The organism is Porphyrobacter sp. TH134 (genome assembly GCF_002855495.1).
Taxonomy (GTDB): Bacteria; Pseudomonadota; Alphaproteobacteria; order Sphingomonadales; family Sphingomonadaceae; genus Erythrobacter.
Window position 1 is genome coordinate 1 of sequence record NZ_PKRO01000047.1, and the last position, 20,181, is coordinate 20,181.

Annotated in this window: 15 protein-coding genes; 1 reads left to right on the forward strand and 14 read right to left on the reverse strand. The window is 63.4% G+C overall.

Features of this window, described 5'->3' with window-relative positions:
• Positions 1–103: 103 nt before the first annotated feature.
• The 11 genes from C0V72_RS14175 to C0V72_RS14225 all read right to left on the reverse strand — a co-directional run bounded on the left by C0V72_RS14175 (position 104) and on the right by C0V72_RS14225 (position 15,209).
• On the reverse strand, positions 104–1,543 hold the full coding sequence (locus C0V72_RS14175; RefSeq protein WP_143704612.1) for a hypothetical protein: 1,440 nt from the start codon (positions 1,541–1,543) through the stop codon (positions 104–106).
• Between the two features lie 331 nt (positions 1,544–1,874).
• Positions 1,875–2,285: a hypothetical protein gene (locus C0V72_RS14180; protein ID WP_143704613.1), complete on the reverse strand. Its 411-nt coding sequence runs from the start codon at positions 2,283–2,285 to the stop codon at positions 1,875–1,877.
• A gap of 199 nt (positions 2,286–2,484) precedes the next feature.
• On the reverse strand, positions 2,485–2,802 hold the full coding sequence (locus C0V72_RS14185) for a hypothetical protein (RefSeq protein ID WP_143704614.1): 318 nt from the start codon (positions 2,800–2,802) through the stop codon (positions 2,485–2,487).
• A 148-nt stretch (positions 2,803–2,950) separates the two neighbouring features.
• Positions 2,951–3,214, reverse strand: a complete 264-nt coding sequence (locus tag C0V72_RS14190) for a ribbon-helix-helix domain-containing protein (RefSeq protein ID WP_101794794.1) — start codon at positions 3,212–3,214, stop codon at positions 2,951–2,953.
• Positions 3,211–3,912 (reverse strand): ParA family partition ATPase, encoded by a 702-nt coding sequence (parA, locus tag C0V72_RS14195; protein WP_101794795.1) that lies wholly within the window; start codon positions 3,910–3,912, stop codon positions 3,211–3,213. Before parA ends, C0V72_RS14190 begins: the two co-directional genes overlap by 4 nt.
• A gap of 91 nt (positions 3,913–4,003) precedes the next feature.
• The gene (mobF, locus tag C0V72_RS14200) at positions 4,004–6,970 is read right to left on the reverse strand and encodes a MobF family relaxase (RefSeq protein WP_101794796.1); all 2,967 of its coding nucleotides are present in this window, start codon (positions 6,968–6,970) and stop codon (positions 4,004–4,006) included.
• The gene (locus tag C0V72_RS14205) at positions 6,967–7,740 is read right to left on the reverse strand and encodes a hypothetical protein (RefSeq protein ID WP_101794797.1); all 774 of its coding nucleotides are present in this window, start codon (positions 7,738–7,740) and stop codon (positions 6,967–6,969) included. Before C0V72_RS14205 ends, mobF begins: the two co-directional genes overlap by 4 nt.
• 325 nt (positions 7,741–8,065) lie before the next feature.
• Positions 8,066–9,280: a helix-turn-helix domain-containing protein gene (locus C0V72_RS14210; protein ID WP_101794798.1), complete on the reverse strand. Its 1,215-nt coding sequence runs from the start codon at positions 9,278–9,280 to the stop codon at positions 8,066–8,068.
• A gap of 447 nt (positions 9,281–9,727) precedes the next feature.
• Complete coding sequence (locus C0V72_RS14215) at positions 9,728–11,014, reverse strand: Hsp70 family protein (RefSeq protein ID WP_101794799.1); 1,287 nt, start codon at positions 11,012–11,014, stop codon at positions 9,728–9,730.
• Positions 11,015–11,158: 144 nt separating this feature from the next.
• Positions 11,159–13,504: an EAL domain-containing protein gene (locus C0V72_RS14220; RefSeq protein WP_101794800.1), complete on the reverse strand. Its 2,346-nt coding sequence runs from the start codon at positions 13,502–13,504 to the stop codon at positions 11,159–11,161.
• A gap of 13 nt (positions 13,505–13,517) precedes the next feature.
• Positions 13,518–15,209 (reverse strand): FecR family protein, encoded by a 1,692-nt coding sequence (locus tag C0V72_RS14225; protein ID WP_101794801.1) that lies wholly within the window; start codon positions 15,207–15,209, stop codon positions 13,518–13,520.
• A gap of 179 nt (positions 15,210–15,388) precedes the next feature.
• On the opposite strand from C0V72_RS14225, the gene C0V72_RS14230 reads away from it, so the two are divergent.
• Positions 15,389–16,999, forward strand: coding sequence for a ShlB/FhaC/HecB family hemolysin secretion/activation protein (locus tag C0V72_RS14230; RefSeq protein ID WP_101794802.1), 1,611 nt, complete (start codon positions 15,389–15,391; stop codon positions 16,997–16,999).
• Between the two features lie 75 nt (positions 17,000–17,074).
• On the opposite strand, the gene C0V72_RS14235 is transcribed toward C0V72_RS14230, so the two are convergent.
• The 3 genes from C0V72_RS14235 to C0V72_RS14245 form a co-directional block, all read right to left on the reverse strand.
• Positions 17,075–17,911 (reverse strand): sterol desaturase family protein, encoded by an 837-nt coding sequence (locus C0V72_RS14235; protein WP_101794803.1) that lies wholly within the window; start codon positions 17,909–17,911, stop codon positions 17,075–17,077.
• A gap of 77 nt (positions 17,912–17,988) precedes the next feature.
• On the reverse strand, positions 17,989–19,050 hold the full coding sequence (locus C0V72_RS14240) for an AraC family transcriptional regulator (protein WP_172439042.1): 1,062 nt from the start codon (positions 19,048–19,050) through the stop codon (positions 17,989–17,991).
• Positions 19,051–19,467: 417 nt separating this feature from the next.
• Positions 19,468–20,082 carry an EAL domain-containing protein gene (locus C0V72_RS14245; RefSeq protein WP_101794805.1) on the reverse strand — a complete coding sequence of 205 codons (615 nt, stop codon included), beginning with the start codon at positions 20,080–20,082 and terminating at the stop codon, positions 19,468–19,470.
• Between the last annotated feature and the right edge of the window lie 99 nt (positions 20,083–20,181).

Genomic DNA, 20,181 nt, shown 5'->3' on the forward strand with positions numbered 1-20,181 from the left:
GTCATGCTCTCGGCTGTACCCGGCGCATGATCGGCTCAGACTGATGCCGAAATCGGCGGGAGCTCCAATAAGCTACACCACGCCGTGGGACACGATCAATGCGTTACGGAGGAAAGGGTATCTGCGAAGCTTCGGGCGCCGCATTATGAGTAAAAATTCCCGCTAGCTGATAGGGCGCAACCGTCCAGTCCTCGACGATCCGAACAAAGCCAATGCACCGATCGCGCCCTTGGGTTTCCATAACCTCGGCGGCAAGCTGGGCGATGACCTCACGATGGTTCTGACTGTTCCTCCGTGTGTGCACATGAAATATCCCGACCAACTGATCTCGACGCGGCGGCGTAACCACGATTGCGCTACGATGCTTGGGATCGCGAAACTCCTTGGGAACAGATCGCCGAAGCGTTTCCAGCCCTTGATCGATCCGGCGCTGCTCTTCCAGGCTGCCCAGTCGAAGGACTGCAAGGCCGAGAGTGGTCCATCCCTTGACTGCGCGCGTCTCCAAATGACTGATTACTGAGCGAATATAAGGGCTTAACTCCGCGGTAGGCTTGCGAACCCGTGCGCCTGCATCCCGGCTCGTGTAATAATGATCGATCGGAGCTGACATGCCACTGATAGCGATGCCGTCCGCTTCCTCTTCGAAGGCTGAAAAATTGAACCCGGTCTTCAGATACAAGGCTAGCAAATCCAATTCGTCGCCATGGAGCGCAATCGCCTTTTGGAGACGGGCGCGCTCCACAAAATAATGAAGGAATTGAAGAGGCGAATTGAGAATGTCCGCCACGCAGCAGAGATCGGCGAGGTTCAGGGTTGGCGCGAGATCGAGGTCCATAGGTGCCCAGCCCGCAGCCTTGAGATCATCCTCCAGTGCAGCCAGAACCGAAACATCTTCGAGCGTCACGGACAGTCGTGCAATTTCATGGATCTCGTCCGGGCGGAACGGAAAATGTGCAACCGCAGCGCGAGCCTTGGCGTCACCTTTCCGAGCGGCGCGTAAGATCGTCGCGAGTCTTGCGGACTGTTCTGCTGGGGCCACGATCAGCTCTCGGACATGGCGTCGCACGCGATCGGGCGCGCCACGCAGCGCTTGGTCAGTCAGCGCCGCGGACTTCGCTTCCCCGATCAACAGGGTCATATCGGTCAAAGCAAGCAGGTCGGTCTCATATTGCGCGCCCTCCCAGCTCCATTTTACGTTCTCAGCAATTATTGCCTTCGGCAAGACGGTCCGAACGATAGAGACGAGCTGGGACTCGAGATAAGCCGCCCGTCGTTTCGAGAGTGCCGCCTTGAGCGGTTCCTTGGCGCAGAGGTCGCGCATGATCTGGAAGATGAAACTGAAAATCGCCTGTGGGAGCGCGAAGAGAAATCCTGAGCCGATCTTGATCCCCGGTCGACGGCATACGGGATTGTTGAGGAAGAGATACTCGGGGTCACGCTCGCTGAGCTCTCCTGGCTCAAGCGACAGCGCATCTAAGATCAGCACGACACTTTTGATGGGTATCGCGGCGAGCTCGGCGATTGCTGCCGGGGTCACGGTCATATATCCCCAGTTTCGGACAAACTGCGTGTGTAGCCGCATCTGTTCCTGAAACGAAAGCACGAGCCGTCACGGCTCAGATCGGGTCGCGGATGGCGGCTTTGCCTCGCTTCTGAAAAATTCCTGCCGTTCAGCAAGCGACCCCGTTCCCGCCCTCACCGTCACCCCGGCGAAGGCCGGGGCCTAGGGCCTCTTGACGCCGCGCGTGCCGCTCTGGGTCCCGGCTTTCGCCGGGATGACGAAAAGGGCAACTCACCACCCAGCTGCGGTCATAAGTGCGGACGAGAAAGCATCCTGAAAGCCGACATAGGGCGACCGCGCCTCCCGCCCGAAATCACCGCCTTTCCGCCAGCTTCGCGAGACACCTCTCCTGCTCGGCGCGTGCTGCTTGTTCTTGCAGCTGCTTGCGATAGGCGTGCTCCCCATGGAGCTTCCTCACCTCGTGGAACATCATGACAAGCTGGAACACGGTCATCGGCGCGCGCCAATAGCGGTTTGAGAGCCCTCCCTCGATCTCGGTCAGCAAATGGGGCCGTTCCCGGTCGGTTGCAGCGACCAAGGCTGCGGCGATATCGCGGCTGCTGGCAATGCTGTGCATGCGCGCCGTGGCGGGCAAAATCACCATGCCGACGACGGTAAGGCTGATGGCAACCACGCCGGGAATGAACACTCCCCTGCGCTCGGGCGAGAACTCAAGGGCGAATGCCGCGAGCGTTGCTGCCCCAAACGCAATGATGAGTGCCAATGGCACTGCGACAGCGACAGGGTGACGGCTCGCGAAGAACCGGACGCGCGAGATGAGGCCGGGGTGCGGCAAGGTACCGAGATGCGGCACGTCGCTGGAGCTGCAGTCAGTCATGGTGATCTCCTCATTCTGATGGTTGGGCCGCCGGTGCGTTCAACCGAGCGGTCAGCGCGATGGAAGCTCGCTGTACAGCGCTGCATCAATCGCTCCGCGTATGATCGAACCCGCCCGCGCCAGTGCCCGACCAGTGATCGAAGCTGCTGCCGGTCGACCCGAAATCATGGTGGTGATGGTCATGACGGTGATGATGGTCGTGGTGGCTGTGGTGAGTGTGGTGGTCGTCCCGGCGGTCCAGATTCACGCCGAAGGGGTTGCCGCCGACATCGACACCGCCGATGCCGGGGGTGATCATGGGAAGGCCGGTGGCGGGGTTTATCCTTGGCCCCTCGTCGATGGGGGAGCTTGGCGGGGTGCTCGAGCTGGTGAACAGGCCGGTCAGCCATTGGAACAGTCGCATGGACATCTCCTGTCGTTGTAGGGCTGTCGGTGCACGGCCCTTGGGGTGGTGCCCACATGTTCACACGTTCACATGGGCATAGTCTCACATTCTCACTTCAACTCATACCCCTCAAAATCCTGCCTTTTCTCTTGTTCCCCGGGATCGACTAGCGGCCAATGGGGCTCTCGCCGTACTTGCGCAGGACGTCGTCGAAGGCTTCGGCCATGAGGTCCTGGAGGCTGAGGCCATGACGCCGCGCACAGGTGTGCAGGGCGAGCGACAGCTCAGGCGCGAAGTAGCCGGAGATCGCCTTGCGGCCGACGCGGCTCGGCGGGGTCGGAACCTGGACGACGGGTGATGGCGAGGCGGGTGCGGTGGCCTTTGCCTCATCCTTGGGTTTGCGATCGGCCAGGTTGGCGAAGCGGTTCATGCGGTTTTCCTCTCATGGGCCTGAGACTGTGAGCGTGTGCACATGTGGAGCTGTTCACATGCCCACATGTGCAGCTGTTCGATCTCGCCCGCTGCCTTGCCGCCGGGATCGAGCTCGAACACGGTCTGCCCGGCTGCGACCGCGTGACGATAAGCGGCGCGGTCCGGCAGGATGATGGGGCAGGTCTTGCCGCCAAAGCCAGCCACCAGCTCGCGGGCATCGGCATAGATGTGCGGAGCATTGGGAGGGCCGGCTGTGAACACGACGAAGGCGCGGCGCGCCAGCAGCTCGACCAAACGGATGGTCGTGCGCATCGCGGCAAGGTCAAAGGCGCTGGGGCGGCAGGGTATCAGCACCAGATCGGCGCACTCGGCCGCCTTGCTGGCGGCAAGATCGGCATGCGGCGGCGTATCGATCACGATCAGCTCGGCACCTTGTGCCGCCGCCGCAGCGATCTTGGCCGGAATGCGCGGTGGGGCACTGTCGATCACCTCCGGCGGCGCGCCCTGCCGCCATTCGGCCCATTGCGAGGCGCTGGCCTGCGGGTCGGTGTCGATCAGCAGGCTGACCCGTCCCGCCCGGGCGGCCGCGGCGGCGAGATGGATCGCCAGCGTAGTCTTCCCGGCACCGCCCTTCTGGCTGATGATCGCGACCGTGCGCGCTGATCTATGGGTGTGAGTATGTGAAGGTGTGGTCATGTGCGGTGGTCCTCATGTTCACATGTGGGCACGTGAGGCTGTGCGATTGTGCGGGATGTGGGGGCGTAGGGATCCGGGGGCATCATCGCGGTCACATCCCGAAGTCGTAATCGCGGTCGCGCGACAGATCTGGCCCGCTGGATCCGCGCCCCGGTTCGCTGCGCTCGGGTGTCCGCTCCAAGGCCAGTTCACGGTCCTTCTTCTCCGTCGGGGAGGGGAGAGCGTGGCCATTTTCCCGGGCGGTCTCGATCGCGCTGCTTTTTTCGCCGCTCCGGCTCTCCACCTGCCGCTCGACGCGCGAGGGATTGTCGGTCACCAGCGTCGCGTTCTCCGCGATCCGGGTCACGGCGACCAGGAACGAGGCCGAGGTGTTGAGCATCCGCTCGCGCTCTGACATCATGATGATGCCGTCTTTGGCCGTCATTCCTTGCGCGACGTGAACGTTGATGGCGTAGGCAAGGTCGAGCCGCTCGAGCATGGGATCGCCGCGTGGCAGATCGTGGAGCTGGCCGTTGCCTGCCTTCACGGTGATGGTGTCGCCGTCGATCCGCGCAACATGGGCGATGTCGCCGTTGAGCAGCCCGCGCGCGCCATCCTTGGCGGTCCAGCGGATGCGGTCGCCCTGGTGGAGGGCGATCTCCTTGCGCTCGAAGATGGTAACGGCGTCGTGCTTGAGATTGCGGGGCAGTCGGTCCGGATCGAAGCGGCGGATTTCGCCGTTTGGCATGGCCAGCTCGACATTACCGTCCTTAACGCCAATGACCGTGCCGCGTTCGCCGCGGGCAAAGCCCTGCGCGCGCAGGTTCGTCTCGATGGCGACGACGCGACCGTCCTGATAGCCCTTCAACTGGCGGGCACCCTCGCGGGTGATGGTGACCCGGTCGAGCACCTCCAGTGTCACCCCGCGCTCGTCCACTTCCCCGCGCTCGATCAGCGCTTCTTGCGCGGCGGCATTGCCAGCGCTGCGCATCGCACGCCCGGCGGCGAGCAGAACGGTATTGTCACGCTCTTCCCTGGGGAGGTTGGCCCACATGGCAGCGGCGGCATTGGCGATCTTGCCCGAGGGCACCTCGGTCGTGGCAGGCTTTAGGACAGCGAAGGCCTCGCCCACATCGCCCTGTTCGAGCGCGCGGTTGATGGCCCGCATCTGAGGGGTCCGCGCGCGCAGGTTCTCGGTGATCTGGCTTTGCCTGAGATCCTGCTGCTGCAATTGCGCGAAGGGTTTGCCGGCTTCGATGGCGGGTAGCTGCTTGATGTCGCCAGCGAGCACCAGCTTACCCACGTCCATCTGGTTGGCGAGGGTGATGAGCCGCGCGAGCCGGTCCGTGCCGATCTGACTGGCCTCATCCACCAGCACCAGCGCACCGGACAGCTCCGCCCTTGCCACTGCCACCTTATCCGCGCTGGCACTGCCATCGATGACACGCGCATACCGGGCAAGGAATGCATCCACGGTCGATGCCGGACTGGCCGTTTTCTCCCCAAACTCCCGCGCGATGCGGCCCACGTGGGACAGCGCCACCACCTGCCGCCCCTCCTCCCGCGCAATGGCCGCAACCGGAGCCAAGGCCGCCGACTTCCCCACACCCGCGCCGCCCTGAACCAGGTGCACGCGGTCCTTCGATGTGAGGATCGCGACGCCCGCCTGCTCCTGCCCGGGATTGAGGCGGCGAAGGCCGATGGCTCGCGCCTGTTCCTGCAATCGCGCGACAATGCCATCCTTGTCCGCAATGGGCTGAACGCTGTCCTTGCCGGCCTGTGCCAGTGCTATGACTTTCGTCTCCATGGCCAGCGCCTGTTCGGTGGTCAGCATGCGGTCACGATCCGCCGGGCCGCTGCCGACCAGCAAACCCCGCTCCTGCAACAGATCGATCCGCGCTTCGATCATGTCGACGGTGACCGGTCCCTGCCGTTCAAGCGCGGTGCGGATCAGGTCGTTGCGGGAGAAGGCTGCCTCGCGTTCGCCCAGCTCTCGTGCGGCTGAGGCGACTGCCTGTGCCGCGGCAAAGGCCTTCGGCTCAAGCCGCCCGAGGCGTTCGGGCACCAGCGGGTCACCATCACGCGGGGTGAGGCCCATCGCACCGGCGACTGCCATGCCGCGCTCGCCGATGCCGCGAATGCCGTCGACGACCCGCGACCATACCGTCTGCTCACCCGCCGCGCGGGCCATGGCGCTCTCGATCAGCCGGGCCGGATCGAAGCCGATGGCGCGGGCGGTTTCTTTCCACGCCGCGACCTGCCGCGCCGCATCCGGCTCCAGTTCCTTCCCGCGCCGTGTCGACAGGGCCGCCAGTTCGCGCTCGCGCGCACTGCCTCGGTCTTCCTTGGCCAGCTCAGCCAGGATCTCGGCACGGCGCGTCGAAAAGGCTTCGACCGCCTCGCGCGTCACCCCCTTGATCTCGAAAGCACCGTCGATGGCATTGCGGGCAGGAACCGTTTCGTAGCCCAAAGCCTCGACACGGCTGCGCAGCTCCGCATTGTGGACTGCCGATAATACGTGCTGCGCGCGGTAGAGTTCATCGTTGCGCACCGCATGCCATTTGCCGTCCGAGGCCTTGGTCGCGTTGGCGACAACGGCATGGATGTGGAGCTGCGGCTCGCCGTTTCGGTTCACGTCATGAAGGAAGGTCGCTGCGATGAGGTTGCCGGTGCGTTCGGGCACCTGTCGTCCTTGCGCCGCATCCCAGACACGGGCTTCGACAATGTTCTTCTCCGCCCACCGTAGGGTTGCTGCCACGGAGTCCTTCAAGGCTTCCACCAGACGCTTGTCGCCACCCAGCATCGCCACCAGCGACACGGACTTCGACGCCGAGAAGGTCAGATCAACGCCGGGGCGGTGCAAGCCGTCCTTCCCGGCAATCACCGATCCGTCTGGCAAGTTTCCTTCGAGCACCGCTGCAAAGGTCTGTTCCTCGACCTTGCCGGTCAGGCCCAACGCCTCGGCACCCCTGCCGAACCACGCGCTGGCCTCCTGCGTCTGATCCGCAGTGTAATAGTTGTCACGGGAGAAGTACTCCGCCGCCGATGAGGCCGAGCCGACTGAGGCGAGCGTAATCATCGCCGGTCCTCATGGGCAATGACGCGCAGGCCAAGTTCGCGCTCCTGCTGGGGCACGGTGCAATCGGTGGTGGCGTATTCCGCTTCGATCAGGCGACACATCTCTGCCGGGCTATCGATCAGCCTGGCAGCGTGCCACACAGACCAGCTGTCCCACAGGTTCGGTGCCATAAGGCCGACAAGGAGACCGAAGACAATCGCCAAGCCTCCGCACGCTGACAGAAACCTGAGCGACAGCATGCGATCATCGCCGAGGTAGACTGCGCGTATCTGGCGCGGCTCACCTGCCAGCTTGATCGATTGTGCCAACTGCACGGAGATTTGCGCGAGGCGGGGTTCAAGCGCCTTGATGAGCCTGGGCTCCAGCGTTTCGAAACCGACAAGCAGCCTCTCGACCTGCTGGTAGAAGGCCGAGTATGCCTCCGAGTTGCGTTGCCGGATCTGATTGGCGATGCTTTCATGGGCACGTTGGCTAGCTGCTTCCCCGCCATTCCAGTCCGCAACGAGCTTCCCGAACAGCCGAGCATTCTCGTTCTGCGCCCGGTCGAGCTCGACCACGAGGTCACGCAGCTCATGAACAAGAAAGCTGACCGTGGTGTCGAGGCGCGGTGCTGCCTCCGTTTGGAACAGCGCGCGGCCAGCATCGTGAGCCTCGATCAGTTCCTGGATTACACGGCGCAACAACTCGGGTCGGCTGAGCGACTTGGCCTGAGCCACCCGGTCGAGCGCAGCTAGAACGCGGCCTTCAACCGAGACATTGATCTGCGCCATCAGACCCTCTCCCGCTTAGTGGGCAAGGCCATCGACCTAGGCCTTAAGTGATTGATATAGGGTTGTTCTAGAAGCCCATGTCGCCGCGCAACAATGGCTAGAAGAGCTTTTCGGATGCCCCTAGAAATGCGCCTAGAGCCTAGAATGGCGGAGTTCTGCGGGTCTTCGCTGTCGGCTGGCACCCCGCCACGTAGCGTGGAGTGTGTAATTCTATTTTCCCCGCCGAGCCCTTGTGCCGTCCTGATTTCCGAATTCCATAATGGTCTGGAATTCCCGTTGAGACCGCCCCGGCAGGGGGCTCGATAGGCTGATAAGCGGTACCCGCTCATTGCTCGGTCCCCCTCATGCGGTGACCGCGATCTTCTCCGACAAAGGTCCGGAGAGCCGCCTGACAGGCCATCGCGAAGCTCTGCCCGGCGTCCTGGCGGGATGGAGCGACTTCGAACGGACGGTCAGGCACGCTCCCTCCCGCAAAGCCCTTTGCTGCCTCGATCATGGGCGCAAGGCTCGCGGTGTTGCGCATCAGCCCGGCCAGACATTTCCTGCCCGATCGGGCGCGGTATCGGTGCTCTGCCGGAAGCCGCGCGTTACGGTCGATGACGAGCACCGACAGCGCTGCTCGCTCGCGCCCCATCCGGTCGCAGGCTGCAGCCCAGGCGGGCTGGGAGATGCCATGCCACAGGCACGCGATCGCTGACGCCTCGACAATGTCTGGCCAGCCCGGCGGCTGCGTGGATGGCAGCAGAGCCCGATAATCCTCGCTGGCCAGATTTGCCGCGATGGCTGGCGTGATCTCGGTCGTTCGGTCAGTCTCGCTTTGCGCGGCGGGCGCGCGGGTACAGTTTTTCGGTGAGTCTTGGATAGGTATATTGGGTGCGAAGATTTCTTCCGTCCGGACGGAAGATTTCGTGTCACCAGACGGAAGATCCAGCTGCACCAGCAGCGCCTCCAGTGACGCTTTCAGGGCCTCCAGCTTCTCGATGGACTCGATCCGGGACACGCGGCCCCGGGGCAGAATACGATCTGCTTGCTCGACAGCCTCCACCGCCTCGCTTGCCCTGATCTGACGACCGAGCATGACCACCTCATGCCGCAGTGAAGCCACCGCACGCTGATGTAGCTCCATGGCCTCAAGCCGAGCCTTCCACCGGCCATAGCCATCGATGACCGGACGAAGGCTGATCCCCGCAAGGCTGACGATCACGCCGTCACGGCGCTGACCCGTGCGGCGCGCATGAGGGACATGGGTCCGCTCGATGAACCCGCCTCTTTCAAGCTCGGCTTCGGCGTTGTGCAGGACCTTCGTCGAGATGCGCAGCGTCTGAGCCGTGGTCTGCGGTTGCTCCCACACGCCGCACTTTCTGCCGGGCTCGAAGTCTGCGGGGCGGCACCCCAGGATGTAATGCCGCAGAACCCGGACCGCAGTTGCCGACAGGCGTTCCTCGCGGCGAGACCCCGGCGCGATCTTCTCGATCAGATCGGCCAGGCTGAAGTGGGTAACGCCGGGTGGCAGGCCACCATGGGCCAATGAGGCGCTCATTTTGCACCTCCCGCAAGGTTTGCCCTTGCACCCGATTCTCCGCTCGCGTAGATGAGAGAGATAGCCGCTACGCTATGAAATTTGCCGCTGCGAAGGGTGCCAGCCCTTCCAGCGGTTTTTCGTTTCTGCGTTGGTGGACTTCCCGACCTTAGGCGAGTCCGCGCTTCCGGTGCGATTCCGGTGATAAAGTCCGATTCTGGGGGTTTATTCCCGGTTTGTTTCGCTGCGAACGCGATAGCAAAGCGCGGAATTCCCCCGCTTCCCGTTACCCACCCTGTCTTCGGGAGGCAGGGGCCGGAGGTTCGAATCCTCTCTCCCCGACCAATTTATTCTGATCGATCATGCCGTTGACGGGCCTCTCTTATGTGAGAGGCCCTGTCGGTTATGGCGATGGTCAGGGACGAATCTTCACCGATCATCGGCGGCGATGCCGTCACGGATGGGGAGCTAAGCTGCCCAAAGCTCTGGTTCCGCCAGTGCGCCGATCATGGCGAGCCCGTGGGCAATCGAGGTCAGTTCTCCGCCAGAGGCAATTCTCTCCTCCCCGAAGCGCCGGTCAAACAGGCTGCGCACCGCAGGGATCAGCGATGACCCGCCGGTCAGAAACACGCGGTCGATCTGAGCGGCTGCAATCCCGGCCCGCGCAATCGCATGATCGAGCGCCTGTTCTATGCGCGCCAGATCGGGCGCAATCCACGCCTCGAAGTCGCGCCGATCCACCTCGACACCAATATCAAGCCCGCCCCCGTCAAAGCGGAAAGCGGCGCTTTCATGCTCTGACAGCGCCCGTTTCAATTGCCCGACTGCGGCGTAGAGGGGATAGCCTTGCTCGTGTTTGATCAGCGCGATCAACCGCTCGATCGCTGCGGGGTCAACAGCGCTACGCTGGAGGCGGCGCAGTTCCTCAAGCGTGCGGCGATTGCGCATCAGCGCCAGGCGCGACCAGTCGGAGAATTCCGAAAACCAGCCGCCCGGAATATCCAGCAGCTTGTCGAACGAACGGTATTGGCCGCCCTTGCCCAGCATCGGCAGCACCAGCCGGTCGACAATCCGCTGGTCGAAGCGATCCCCCGCAATGCCGATCCCGGACGAGGCGAGCGGCGTGCAGCGCTGCGGCGCGCCGGGTTCTGCAATGCGGACAATCGAGAAATCCGTTGTCCCGCCGCCGAAATCGGCCACCAGCACGGTCGCCTGCTCGGTGAGCCGGGTCGCATAGCTGAAGGCTGCGCCCAGCGGCTCGTAAACGTAATGAACCTCGACCCCGAACGCGCTGAACATCGCCCGGTAACGCTCGCGCGCCAGATCGCTGTCAGGCTGGGCGCCGGCATATTCAACCGGGCGCCCGACGATCACCCGGCGTGGCCGCTGATCCAGCTTGCCTTGCGCGTGCGACACCAGCTTGCTGAGGAACAGCTGTCCCATATCCTCAAAGCGCAGCGGCCGGTTGAAAATCAGCGCGCGTTCGAAAGAAGGGGTCGCCACAACCGACTTGAAGGACTGGACAAAGCGGCAGTCCGAAGGGGCCTCCAGGAACTCTTCGATCGCCCACGGCCCGGCTTCGCAATCGATCCCGCCGCGGACCGCCGTGTCCTCCCAGAAGCATAAGGCCGAACGGAACGTGGCGCCGCTGGACTGTTTGCTGCGGAATTCGATCAATTCCGATTGGCCCGCGCCGTCCGCCAATGCGGCGACTGTGTTGGTGGTGCCGAAATCCAGCCCGATGGCTTCGGTCATGGTGAGCTCCGAATAGGATGGGGCACGCCGCCCGCCGTTATCGGCGCAGGAATGCGGTTATGCAGAATGTCCGGCGCGCGATACGGGCCCTGCGCCAGCTTTCAAGCCGATAATGCTGTCACCAGCCTGCGCGCGGGCCAACAATCAGGCCGCGCGCGGTGCGGCAATAGGGGCCGCAAGAGGGGGCGCAAAAGGCATGGCTGCCAAGTCGGCCAAAGCATCGCACGCAAGCGGCCGGCCAATGAAAAAGCCTTGGGCATAGTCACAGCCAATACGCTCAAGGAAAGCGAGGCATTCAGCATCCTCGATCCCTTCGGCAACGACCTGGATCCCCAATTCATGTGCCAGTTGCACTGTTGAACGCACCAGCATGGCATCGCCTTTGTCGACATGCGCCTGCGAGACAAACATGCGGTCGATCTTCAGCTCCGATAACGGCAGCAGCTTCAGGTAGTTGAGCGCCGATTGGCCGGTGCCGTAATCATCCATCGAAATGCGGATGCCCGCCCCGCGGAAGCGCAGCAGCGTGGCAATGGCGGCATCGGTATCATCGAATTGCGCGCTCTCCGTCACTTCGAACGTGATCCGCTGCGCCTGCGCGCCCGAGCGCGCCACAAGCGCAAGCGCGCGGGTTACGAACCCCTCTGATGTCAGCAAGGCCGCAGACACATTGACCGCCACCCCGATCGCCAGCCCGCGCGCCCACCAAGCCTTCATGTCATCAAGCGCGCGCTCCAACACCGCCAGCGTCAAGTCATCGATCCGGTTGCGTTCTTCAAACAGCGGAATGAAGCAATCGGGTGGCAGCAATCCGCGTTCGGGATGGTTCCAGCGCACCAGCGCCTCCACCGCATCAATCTGCCGCGTCGCAAGGTTGAGTTTGGGCTGATACAGCACCGCGATGTTGCCGCTGCGCAAGGCATCATCAAGTTCGCCGAGCAGGGAGAGTTGTTGGGTCACAGCCTCGCTCGCCTCAGCCGAATGCAAGCGCCAGAACTTGCCCGCGCGGTGGGCCTCGGTGGCCGCATGGGCAGCGCGTGCCGCCGCATCGGGGAGCGCGTGATCGGCCACGCCGAAGGTCAGTGAAACGCCCAGCCGCCGCCCGGCGACGTCAAAGGGGCTGCGCATGAGCGCCCTGATCCCGGCCAGTTGGGATTCGATTTCGTTGATCGGCAAGGTCGATACCCACGCCAGCGTGCGCTCTTGCGTGCGGTAGACGCAGGCACCGCCAGTTGCGACTTGAAGACGTTCCGCGATGCGCTGGACGAGCGCGCCGAAATTGCCGTCCGCGATCGCCAATTGCAACGCGCCGAAATCGTCAATCTGGGCCGCGACCGTGAAGCTGTCAGCGCTGTTGCTTGGCCGGACATCAAGGGCCAGCCGGTTCAGAAGGCCGCTTTCTTCATCGACCTGCCGCAGGCGCATCGCAAACCGCCGCGTGAGGATGGCATAACGCAGCGCGCCCGCCAGCCCAGCCAGCAGCAACGCCGGGACGATCTCGAACCAGATGTGACCCAGCAGCCGGAACGCGAGCCAGGCTGCCAGCAACACGGCCAAGGTCGTCGCTGTGCGCATCAGCACGGCGCGCCGGCGCTGCGCTGCCAGCACCGTCATCGCCAGCAACGCCGCCAGCATCAACGGTGCCACCCACGATCCATAGATCGGCACGCCGGCCGCCAGCGTTTCGGCGGCGAGAGCCTGGATGATAACGCCCGGGATCACCCCATTGCGCGGCACGGCATAGCGATCGCCCAGCTCAACAGCGGTCGCACCGATGATGATGTCTTTGCCTGCCACCCCGCCGGCGGGAAGCCGCCCATTCTCGATTGCAATGAAGCTGTGGCGCGGAATGGTGGCCGGATCGATGGCATAATCGACAGGGAAGTCCTGCCCCGTCGCCCCGCTGCGTCCGGCCACAAATGCCGATAGCGACGGGCGGGCCGTGTCGCTGGTGATGGTGCCCAGCGGCATCCGGCGGACGTAACCATCACCGTCCGGGGCCACTGAGACCGAGGCAAGGTGAGCCTGTTCGCGCAGGACGGCGATGGGCAGCGTATCGAGCTGCCGGCTGTCCGCTGATCCGGCGTTTTGCGCAAATGTGGGCAAGGCCACAGACGCGCGCGCAGCGGCAATGGCATCGGCCAAAGCGCGGTCGCCTTTGGCCCCTGCACCGCTTGAAAAATCGACATCGAAACTGATCGAACGCGCGCCCGCCGCGTCCAGCACCCGCACCACGCGGGCGTGATGATCGCGCGACCAGGGCCAGCGCCGGATCGCAGCCATGCTGGCCGCATCCATTTCCACAACCTGAACCTGCCCGCTGGCTTCGCGGGACGTTAGCGCAAAGGACCATTCCTCAAGCCGGTGCTCTGCGCTGCGAAACATCCCCGTCGCTGCGACAAGCGCAATCACGATCGCCAGCACAAGCACCATCACGACTATGGTGCGGCCAGTATCTGGCCGGGCCGAAAGATCGGACGTCGGCTGCATGGTCAACAGATTGTCAAAGCTCGGCGGCCTGGATCGAGAGACCAAGCGTCAGGCCTGCATCGACGCCCCTGCTCTCCACGCGGCTTTGAGAGGCAGCGTCACCTTGCGAAATCGCGCGATCATTGACGACGCCGGAAGGCGCCCGGTTGCCGTTGCCATTGCCGTGGTCATCATCATCGTCGCCGCGGTCATCATCGTCGCCGCGGTCATCATCGTCGCCATCATCGGAGTCCCCGTCGTCATCACGGCTGTCGTCATCGTCCCGATCATCGTTGCCGCGACCATCGGCCGGGTCGGTGTCATTGGCACGGTCCCCGGGATTATCGGGGGGGCCGTTCCCGTTCCCGTTCCCGTTCCCGTTCCCGTTGCCACGGTCGCCGGGCGCCTCGGTGGGAGGAGAGCCGTTCCCGTTGCCGTTCCCGTTGCCGTTCCCGTTGCCGTTTCCGTTCCCGTTTCCGTTTCCGTTTCCGTTTCCATTGCCACGGTCGCCGGGCGCCTCAGGGGGAGGAGCGCCGTTCCCGTTGCCGTTTCCGTTCCCGTTGCCGTTGCCGGGCGCCTCGGTGGGAGGAGCGCCGTTCCCGTTGCCGTTGCCGTTGCCGTTCCCATCGCCGTTGCCGCGGTCGCCAGGTACCTCGGCGGGAGGAGCACCGTTGCCACCACTACCGTTGCCGTTGCCGTTCCCATTGCCGTTGCCGTTCCCATTGCCGTTCCCATCGCCGTTGCCGCGGTCGCCGGGCATCTCGGCGGGAGGCGTGGGATTGTCCGGTGTCGTTTCGGGTACCGGGTCGGGGCCGGCCTCTTCGCCAACGCCATCGCCTGCCGGACCGCAAGCGCCATTGGCGCAGATATCGACGATCTCTGTGACGATTTCCGCACCGCCGCGGGTTGATGCGAAGGCCGGGGCTGTTCCTCGGCCAACATTATCCGCCACCACGACAGCTGCCAGCACCGGAATGTCGCCCGATACAAAACCGCCGGAAATCTCGCCCAGATCGCGCGGCTCGCTGACAATCGGTGCTTCAATTCGCGCAGGCGCACTATCGGTCAGTGCGGCAGGTTCGATCGCTGCTGGCGCGGGCGCCGCTGGCGCCGGGTTAACGCCTGTGCTGCCAGCGCCGCGCGCGGGCGAATCAAGCACCCGGCGGCCTTCGCCTTCAATCACCATCCGCATCGGATCGAGCGCGGCAATCATGGCCACATCGCCTGGCCGCACCAGTTCGCGCACGCCGCCGTCAGGTGTCGCCGCTTCGACAGCGCCCTCTGTCACTTGCAGGCTCGCACCGTCCGCATTGACCGTGATAACAAAGGTCGTGCCCTTCACGACGGCTGCCAGATAGGGAGTATCCACGCCGAAATGCGGATTGGGCTGCTTGCCAATGTTGAACAGCGCACTGCCGTAATCCTGAAGGATCTGCACAATGCCGCGCTCGCGCACCGCAGCGGGTATCCGCAATTGTGCGTTTTGCCGCATGGTCACGAATTCGCGGCCGCGCACCAGCACAGCTGTGGAACGGGCCTGCGTGCGAATTGTCGCACCTGCTGCGAGCTGTGTCCCCGCTTTCGCCGGGCGCTGGCCGCCTGCGTCGATCACGATCACCACGCCCTTGGCTTCGCTGATCGTCCAGACGCCATCCTGAGCCCACGCAGGCGCGGTCCCGAACATGGCAAGCAATAGTGGCAGAATAATCCGCAGGACCGTTTGCATAACTTTCTCCGTGCCTGCCTAATACACGCGAGTCCGTCACATCCTGTTTATGTTCAAGGTTAAGAAGTCCTTACGCTGGCGTTTGATTAACCTTTCAGATGTAGGCCAACCGTCAGTTTCGGCTTCAAAGGACCCGTCTGATTCTGCGGCAGGTTAACATATGTTGGCAAGTATCCCTGTTGCTGGCAGCGAGTCCGCTGACCGCACAGGATGTGCTCGACCGGACTAACCCCGCCGGTCAGGTCGAGCGGGACGAGCCTGCATTGCCCGCACCCGACCGCATTCGGATCGAAGTGCTTCCCGTGCTCGACATGCCGCCGGTTGGCGCAGAAGACGGCATGCTCGATGTGGGCGCGATCGTGATTGATGGGCTGATGGTGCTTGGCCGTGCAGCCTTTGCTTCCACCATCGAACCTTTCGCCGGACGCCCGCTTGGCCGCAGTGATCTGGCGCAGCTGGCCAACGCCATCGCCGCACGCGCACAAGCCGATGGCTACATCCTCGCTTCGGCTTTCATTCCTGAGCAGGCGCTGGTCGGGGGGATGCTGCGGGTGGTGGTGGATGAAGGCACCATTGATGCGGTGCGCGTCGAGGGATCGGGCGATCCCGCGGTCCGCCGCCAGCTTGAAACGCTGGTCGATGGCCAGCCGCTCACCCTCGCCGCGCTGCAACACGCGGTACTGCTCGCCGACGATCTGCCCGGCGTGTGGATCCGCAGCACCCGGTTTGAGCGCGATGGCACAGGGCGCGTGCTGGTCGTCGATGCCGGGCGCGATGATATTGGGGGCAGCGTATCGGTCGCCACGGACGGGACCAAGCCATTGGGCCCGGTCAGAGCGCGGATCGATTTCGACGCCAACGGCCTCATCTCTCCGCGCGACCGCATCGATCTGAGCTTTTCGGCCACGCCGCTCGACCCGGACGAACTGGCCTTCTTCAGCGCCCGTTACAGTGTGATTGTCAACAACAGCGGGACGAGCGTTGGGGCCTTCGGCTCCTATTCGCGGACCGAACCAGGCGCGTACCTCGCCAACCGCGAATTGCTGGGCCAGTCCTGGCAGGGCGGCATCCGCTTGCGCCATCCGGTCATGCGGGGGCAGACCCGCAGCCTGTGGCTGGAGGCAAACGGCGAAGTGCAGGACTTGCGACAAGACCGCGTTGGCCGGCTGGCGCGCCACGACCGGATCACGCTGGCACGGCTGGGGTTTTATGCCTTCGGCCCGCTGGCTGGCGGAAATTTGCAAGGCCGCGCGACCGTGAGCCAGGGTCTGGGCATTCTGGGCGCGACCGGCACTGGCGACCCGCTGGCCTCACGGTTTGACGGGCAGCCTGATTTCACCACGCTGACATGGTGGCTCAACTGGCGGCGCGGGATCGCGCCGCGGGTAAGCCTTGCGCTGGCCACGACCGGTCAGGTTTCTACCGCCCCGCTGCTGATCGGCGAAAGCTTTGCGCTGGGGGGCAATGCCTTCCTGCGCGGTTATGATTTCGCCCAGCGCGTTGGCGATGAAGGCATCGCCGGTTCGGCAGAGCTGCGTTACGACTGGCCCAAACCGCTGGGCGCAGCGCGCCATGTCCAGCTCTATGCCTTTGCTGACGGCGGCACGGTTTCCAACCTTGCCGATGGACTGGGCGGCGGCACGCTGGCATCCAGCGGCGCGGGCCTGCGCACCGATGTGACCCGCGATCTCGATCTTGATTTCGAGCTGGCCGTACCGCTCACCGAAGACCGCTATGACACCGGCGACAACAGCGCGCGCCTCAATCTCAGGGTGCGGCAGTCGTTTTAGAGCGATCTCCCATGCCGCCGTCAGGCGTTTAGGGACCACCATGGCAAGCACGGGCACCAAGGTGCCGGGCGCAGATTACGCCCGCATATCGCTGGACGTTCTTTCAGCCGCCGTGCCAAGCATGGATGTCCGCAAGGGCGCGGAGGAAACGGCCCGAAACGTCTCATGATATCTGGGATGTTCAGTGCCCATCCACTTGTCCCACCATGTGAAGTAGAGGCCGTAATTGGCGTTGAACCCGCCGTTGTGGTGCATATCGTGATGAACGGTGGTGTTGATCCATGAGGTGAGCGGCGAATCGAGCCACCACCGCGGGAAAAACTCGAACCCGGCATGGCCCATCGCGTTGCGGATGATCTGGAAATTCAACCAGGCGACCATCACCCAGCCCGGTGTTGGAACGAAAAACAGCCACAAGGGCACAAACAGGAACATCACCGCTGCCTCGGGCATGGCAAAGCTGTAGGCAGCCCATGGCGTCGGCGTGACCGAGCGGTGATGCGCGCGGTGGAAGTGCTTGAACAGCCGTGGATGGTGCATGAGGCGGTGTGCCCAATAGAAGTAGGCGTCATGGGCAACGATGATGGCCGCAAGGATCAACAGATCGATGCCCAGCCCAAAGCTGACGCCGAACACATCGTAGAACACCCCAAGTTCGCGCCCCCAGATCAGGAAGCAGGCACCGATCACGTAGACGATGACCGATTGCAGCGATTGCGCAAACTCGCGGCGCATATCGGCAACACTGGCTTCACGCGCCTGGATCTTGCGCGCCTTCAAGGCCGTGCGCCGCAACACCCAGACCAGCGTGAAAGTGGCTGAAGCGGCCATCAGATAGCGGCCGGCATCAATAGCATAGACATAGTGCCCGCGTTCCAACAGGATATCGAGCGGCGGTATTCCAGTGGCCATGATCACGTCCTTTTGTCAGATGTCCGCCGCCACTTGCACGCGTGCTGCCACCTGTGCCTCGCCGTTTGCGATAAGGGCTAGCCGATTTCGGAATCGGCCAAAGCGCGGGCGCGAAACGCGCTTGGGGTCATGCCCTCGGCCGCGCGAAAGGCGCGGTTGAACGGGCCGAGTGAGCCAAAGCCGGCATCAAGCGCGATGGTGATGATCGGCACGTCTTTTTGCCTCGGATCGGCCAACGCCGCCTTGACCTCGGCCAGCCGGTAGCCGTTCAGGAAAGCCGCAAAATTACGATGGCCAAGCTGGCCATTGATCGTGCGGCGCAGCCGATATTCCTGTTCGCCCAATTGCGCTGCCAGCCGTGCAATCGACAAGGTCTCGTCACGGTGGGGCAGCTGCGAAGCCATGAATTGCAGCAGGCGGGCCGCAAGCGGATCATCGCTTGCGCCGGGCGCCGGACGGGTCGCTGTAACCGCAGCCGGTGCAGGACCGAACAGGTCAGCCTGGCGCATCCGCAGCATGGCCGCACAAAAGCCGAAGGTGGCACACACGGCGCCAATCGACACGGCCTGTTGCCAAAACCGGCCAGGCGGCCGAGGCCCGGACGTAACCTCGATAAAGGCAATCGCGATCACATAAAGCGCCACAACACACACCAGCACCGGCCTGACACGGCGCCGCGGTTCAACCAGATCACCTTCGCGGCTGCGCCACACCTCCCACAGGGCTGCCGCGGCAAAGCCCAGCATCGAGAGCTGGAAAAGAGCGGCCGAAATCGTGTTCGCCATGCCTCCGCCGGGAAATGTCAGCTGCACCACCAGCGTGTTGGCGACCGAGCCGGCCACGAGCGCTGCGCCGGTCGGCGCCACCTGCACCTCATCATTGAACCATGCCTTGGCGAACAACCAGAACAACCCCGGCGTCGCACCTGCCCCAAGCGCGAATGCGAGGCCGGCAAGGTTGGGCGCAGCAAACCAGCCCGCCGTCACGATCAAATAGCAAGCAATCCCGGCATTCATCGCGGCTGCAAGGCGCGCCGACAAATCGTGCCAATGGTCACGAAGCAGGACCCAGCTCCACAAGGCAAGCAACGCCATCGCCCCGCCGCGCGCCATCTGATCAAGCTGGTCCAGCACTGTCATGTGAGCTTGGCTGCCAGAGGCTCGCCGGAGCGACAAGCCGATTTCGAAATCACCCATCCCCCACTTGGCACCGGCCGGACGCAGCGATCACGGCGCGCTCAGGCAGGGCCGCGGATCAGCGCCCGCGCTTGAACGCAAGCTCGCCCTTGGAGGAGACGAAATTGCGCCCGTCAATGTTCGGCATAATGCGCGGATTGCAGGGCGGCGCACCAGCCACCGCGTCCCACCTGCAAGCAGTAATGCCGCCATGCCATTCATCACAACGAAAAAAGCCCCGGTTTCCCGGGGCTTCTGTTATTCATCTAAGGCAACGCTAAATTAGCGGGTGCCGAGAAGGATCAACCAAGTGCTCCACATAACGGATCTCCTATCAGCGCCAAAAGCTGTAGGACCCGTTTAACACTTTATTAACCTTAATCAAGCGCTGAGTGCAGCCCTGCCTCCGCCCATCATCGCCAGCAATTCCGGCATCGCAATCGCGTGCGAGAACAGATAGCCTTGCGCCTGGTCACAGCCCATTGCCCGCAGGGTTGCCGCAACAGCCAGATCCTCAACGCCTTCAGCAACAACGATTTTACCAAGCGAATGAGCGATCTCGATTGTGGCACGCACCACTGCTCGGCTTTCCTCGGAGGTTGCCATGTGCTGCACGAAGCGCTTGTCGATCTTCAATTCGGAGCTTGGCAGCTTTTCGATATATTCGAGGTTTGATTCTCCCGTGCCAAAATCATCGATCGACAAGCAAATGCCGCGCGCTTTGAGCGCTGCGATCTGGGGAGCGATCCGGTGATCCTCCAGCTTGGCGGTCTCCGTCAGTTCGAGCGTCAGGTTTTCGGGCGGAAAATCATACCGGCCCAGCAACGTCATAATATCAAACAGCAAATGCGTGTCTGAAAGACTCTTGGCCGACATATTGACCGCCAGCTTGAACCGCGGGTCAAGGGCAATGGCCTGTTTGCCGTCTTGCAAAGCGGCTTCCATCACCACCAGTGTGAGCTCATTGATCCGGTCTCCCGCTTCAGCGGCAAGCACAAGTTGTCAATGGACACCCAGTGTTACGAGCTAAGGCGACACCCAGTGTTACGAGGTGTCTCGTTGTGACCGTGCGATGATTTCAGGGGCGGGGAGCAT

Excerpts from the sequence above, each read along its gene's own strand:
- C0V72_RS14225 (WP_101794801.1), bottom strand. The coding sequence starts at position 15,209 with ATGCAAACGGTCCTGCGGATTATTCTGCCACTATTGCTTGCCATGTTC.
- C0V72_RS14175 (WP_143704612.1), bottom strand. The coding sequence starts at position 1,543 with ATGACCGTGACCCCGGCAGCAATCGCCGAGCTCGCCGCGATACCCATC.
- mobF (WP_101794796.1), bottom strand. The coding sequence starts at position 6,970 with ATGATTACGCTCGCCTCAGTCGGCTCGGCCTCATCGGCGGCGGAGTAC.
- C0V72_RS14190 (WP_101794794.1), bottom strand. The coding sequence starts at position 3,214 with ATGAACCGCTTCGCCAACCTGGCCGATCGCAAACCCAAGGATGAGGCA.
- C0V72_RS14210 (WP_101794798.1), bottom strand. The coding sequence starts at position 9,280 with ATGAGCGCCTCATTGGCCCATGGTGGCCTGCCACCCGGCGTTACCCAC.
- C0V72_RS14205 (WP_101794797.1), bottom strand. The coding sequence starts at position 7,740 with ATGGCGCAGATCAATGTCTCGGTTGAAGGCCGCGTTCTAGCTGCGCTC.
- C0V72_RS14235 (WP_101794803.1), bottom strand. The coding sequence starts at position 17,911 with ATGGCCACTGGAATACCGCCGCTCGATATCCTGTTGGAACGCGGGCAC.
- parA (WP_101794795.1), bottom strand. The coding sequence starts at position 3,912 with ATGACCACACCTTCACATACTCACACCCATAGATCAGCGCGCACGGTC.
- C0V72_RS14220 (WP_101794800.1), bottom strand. The coding sequence starts at position 13,504 with ATGCAGCCGACGTCCGATCTTTCGGCCCGGCCAGATACTGGCCGCACC.
- C0V72_RS14185 (WP_143704614.1), bottom strand. The coding sequence starts at position 2,802 with ATGCGACTGTTCCAATGGCTGACCGGCCTGTTCACCAGCTCGAGCACC.
- C0V72_RS14240 (WP_172439042.1), bottom strand. The coding sequence starts at position 19,050 with ATGACAGTGCTGGACCAGCTTGATCAGATGGCGCGCGGCGGGGCGATG.
- C0V72_RS14215 (WP_101794799.1), bottom strand. The coding sequence starts at position 11,014 with ATGACCGAAGCCATCGGGCTGGATTTCGGCACCACCAACACAGTCGCC.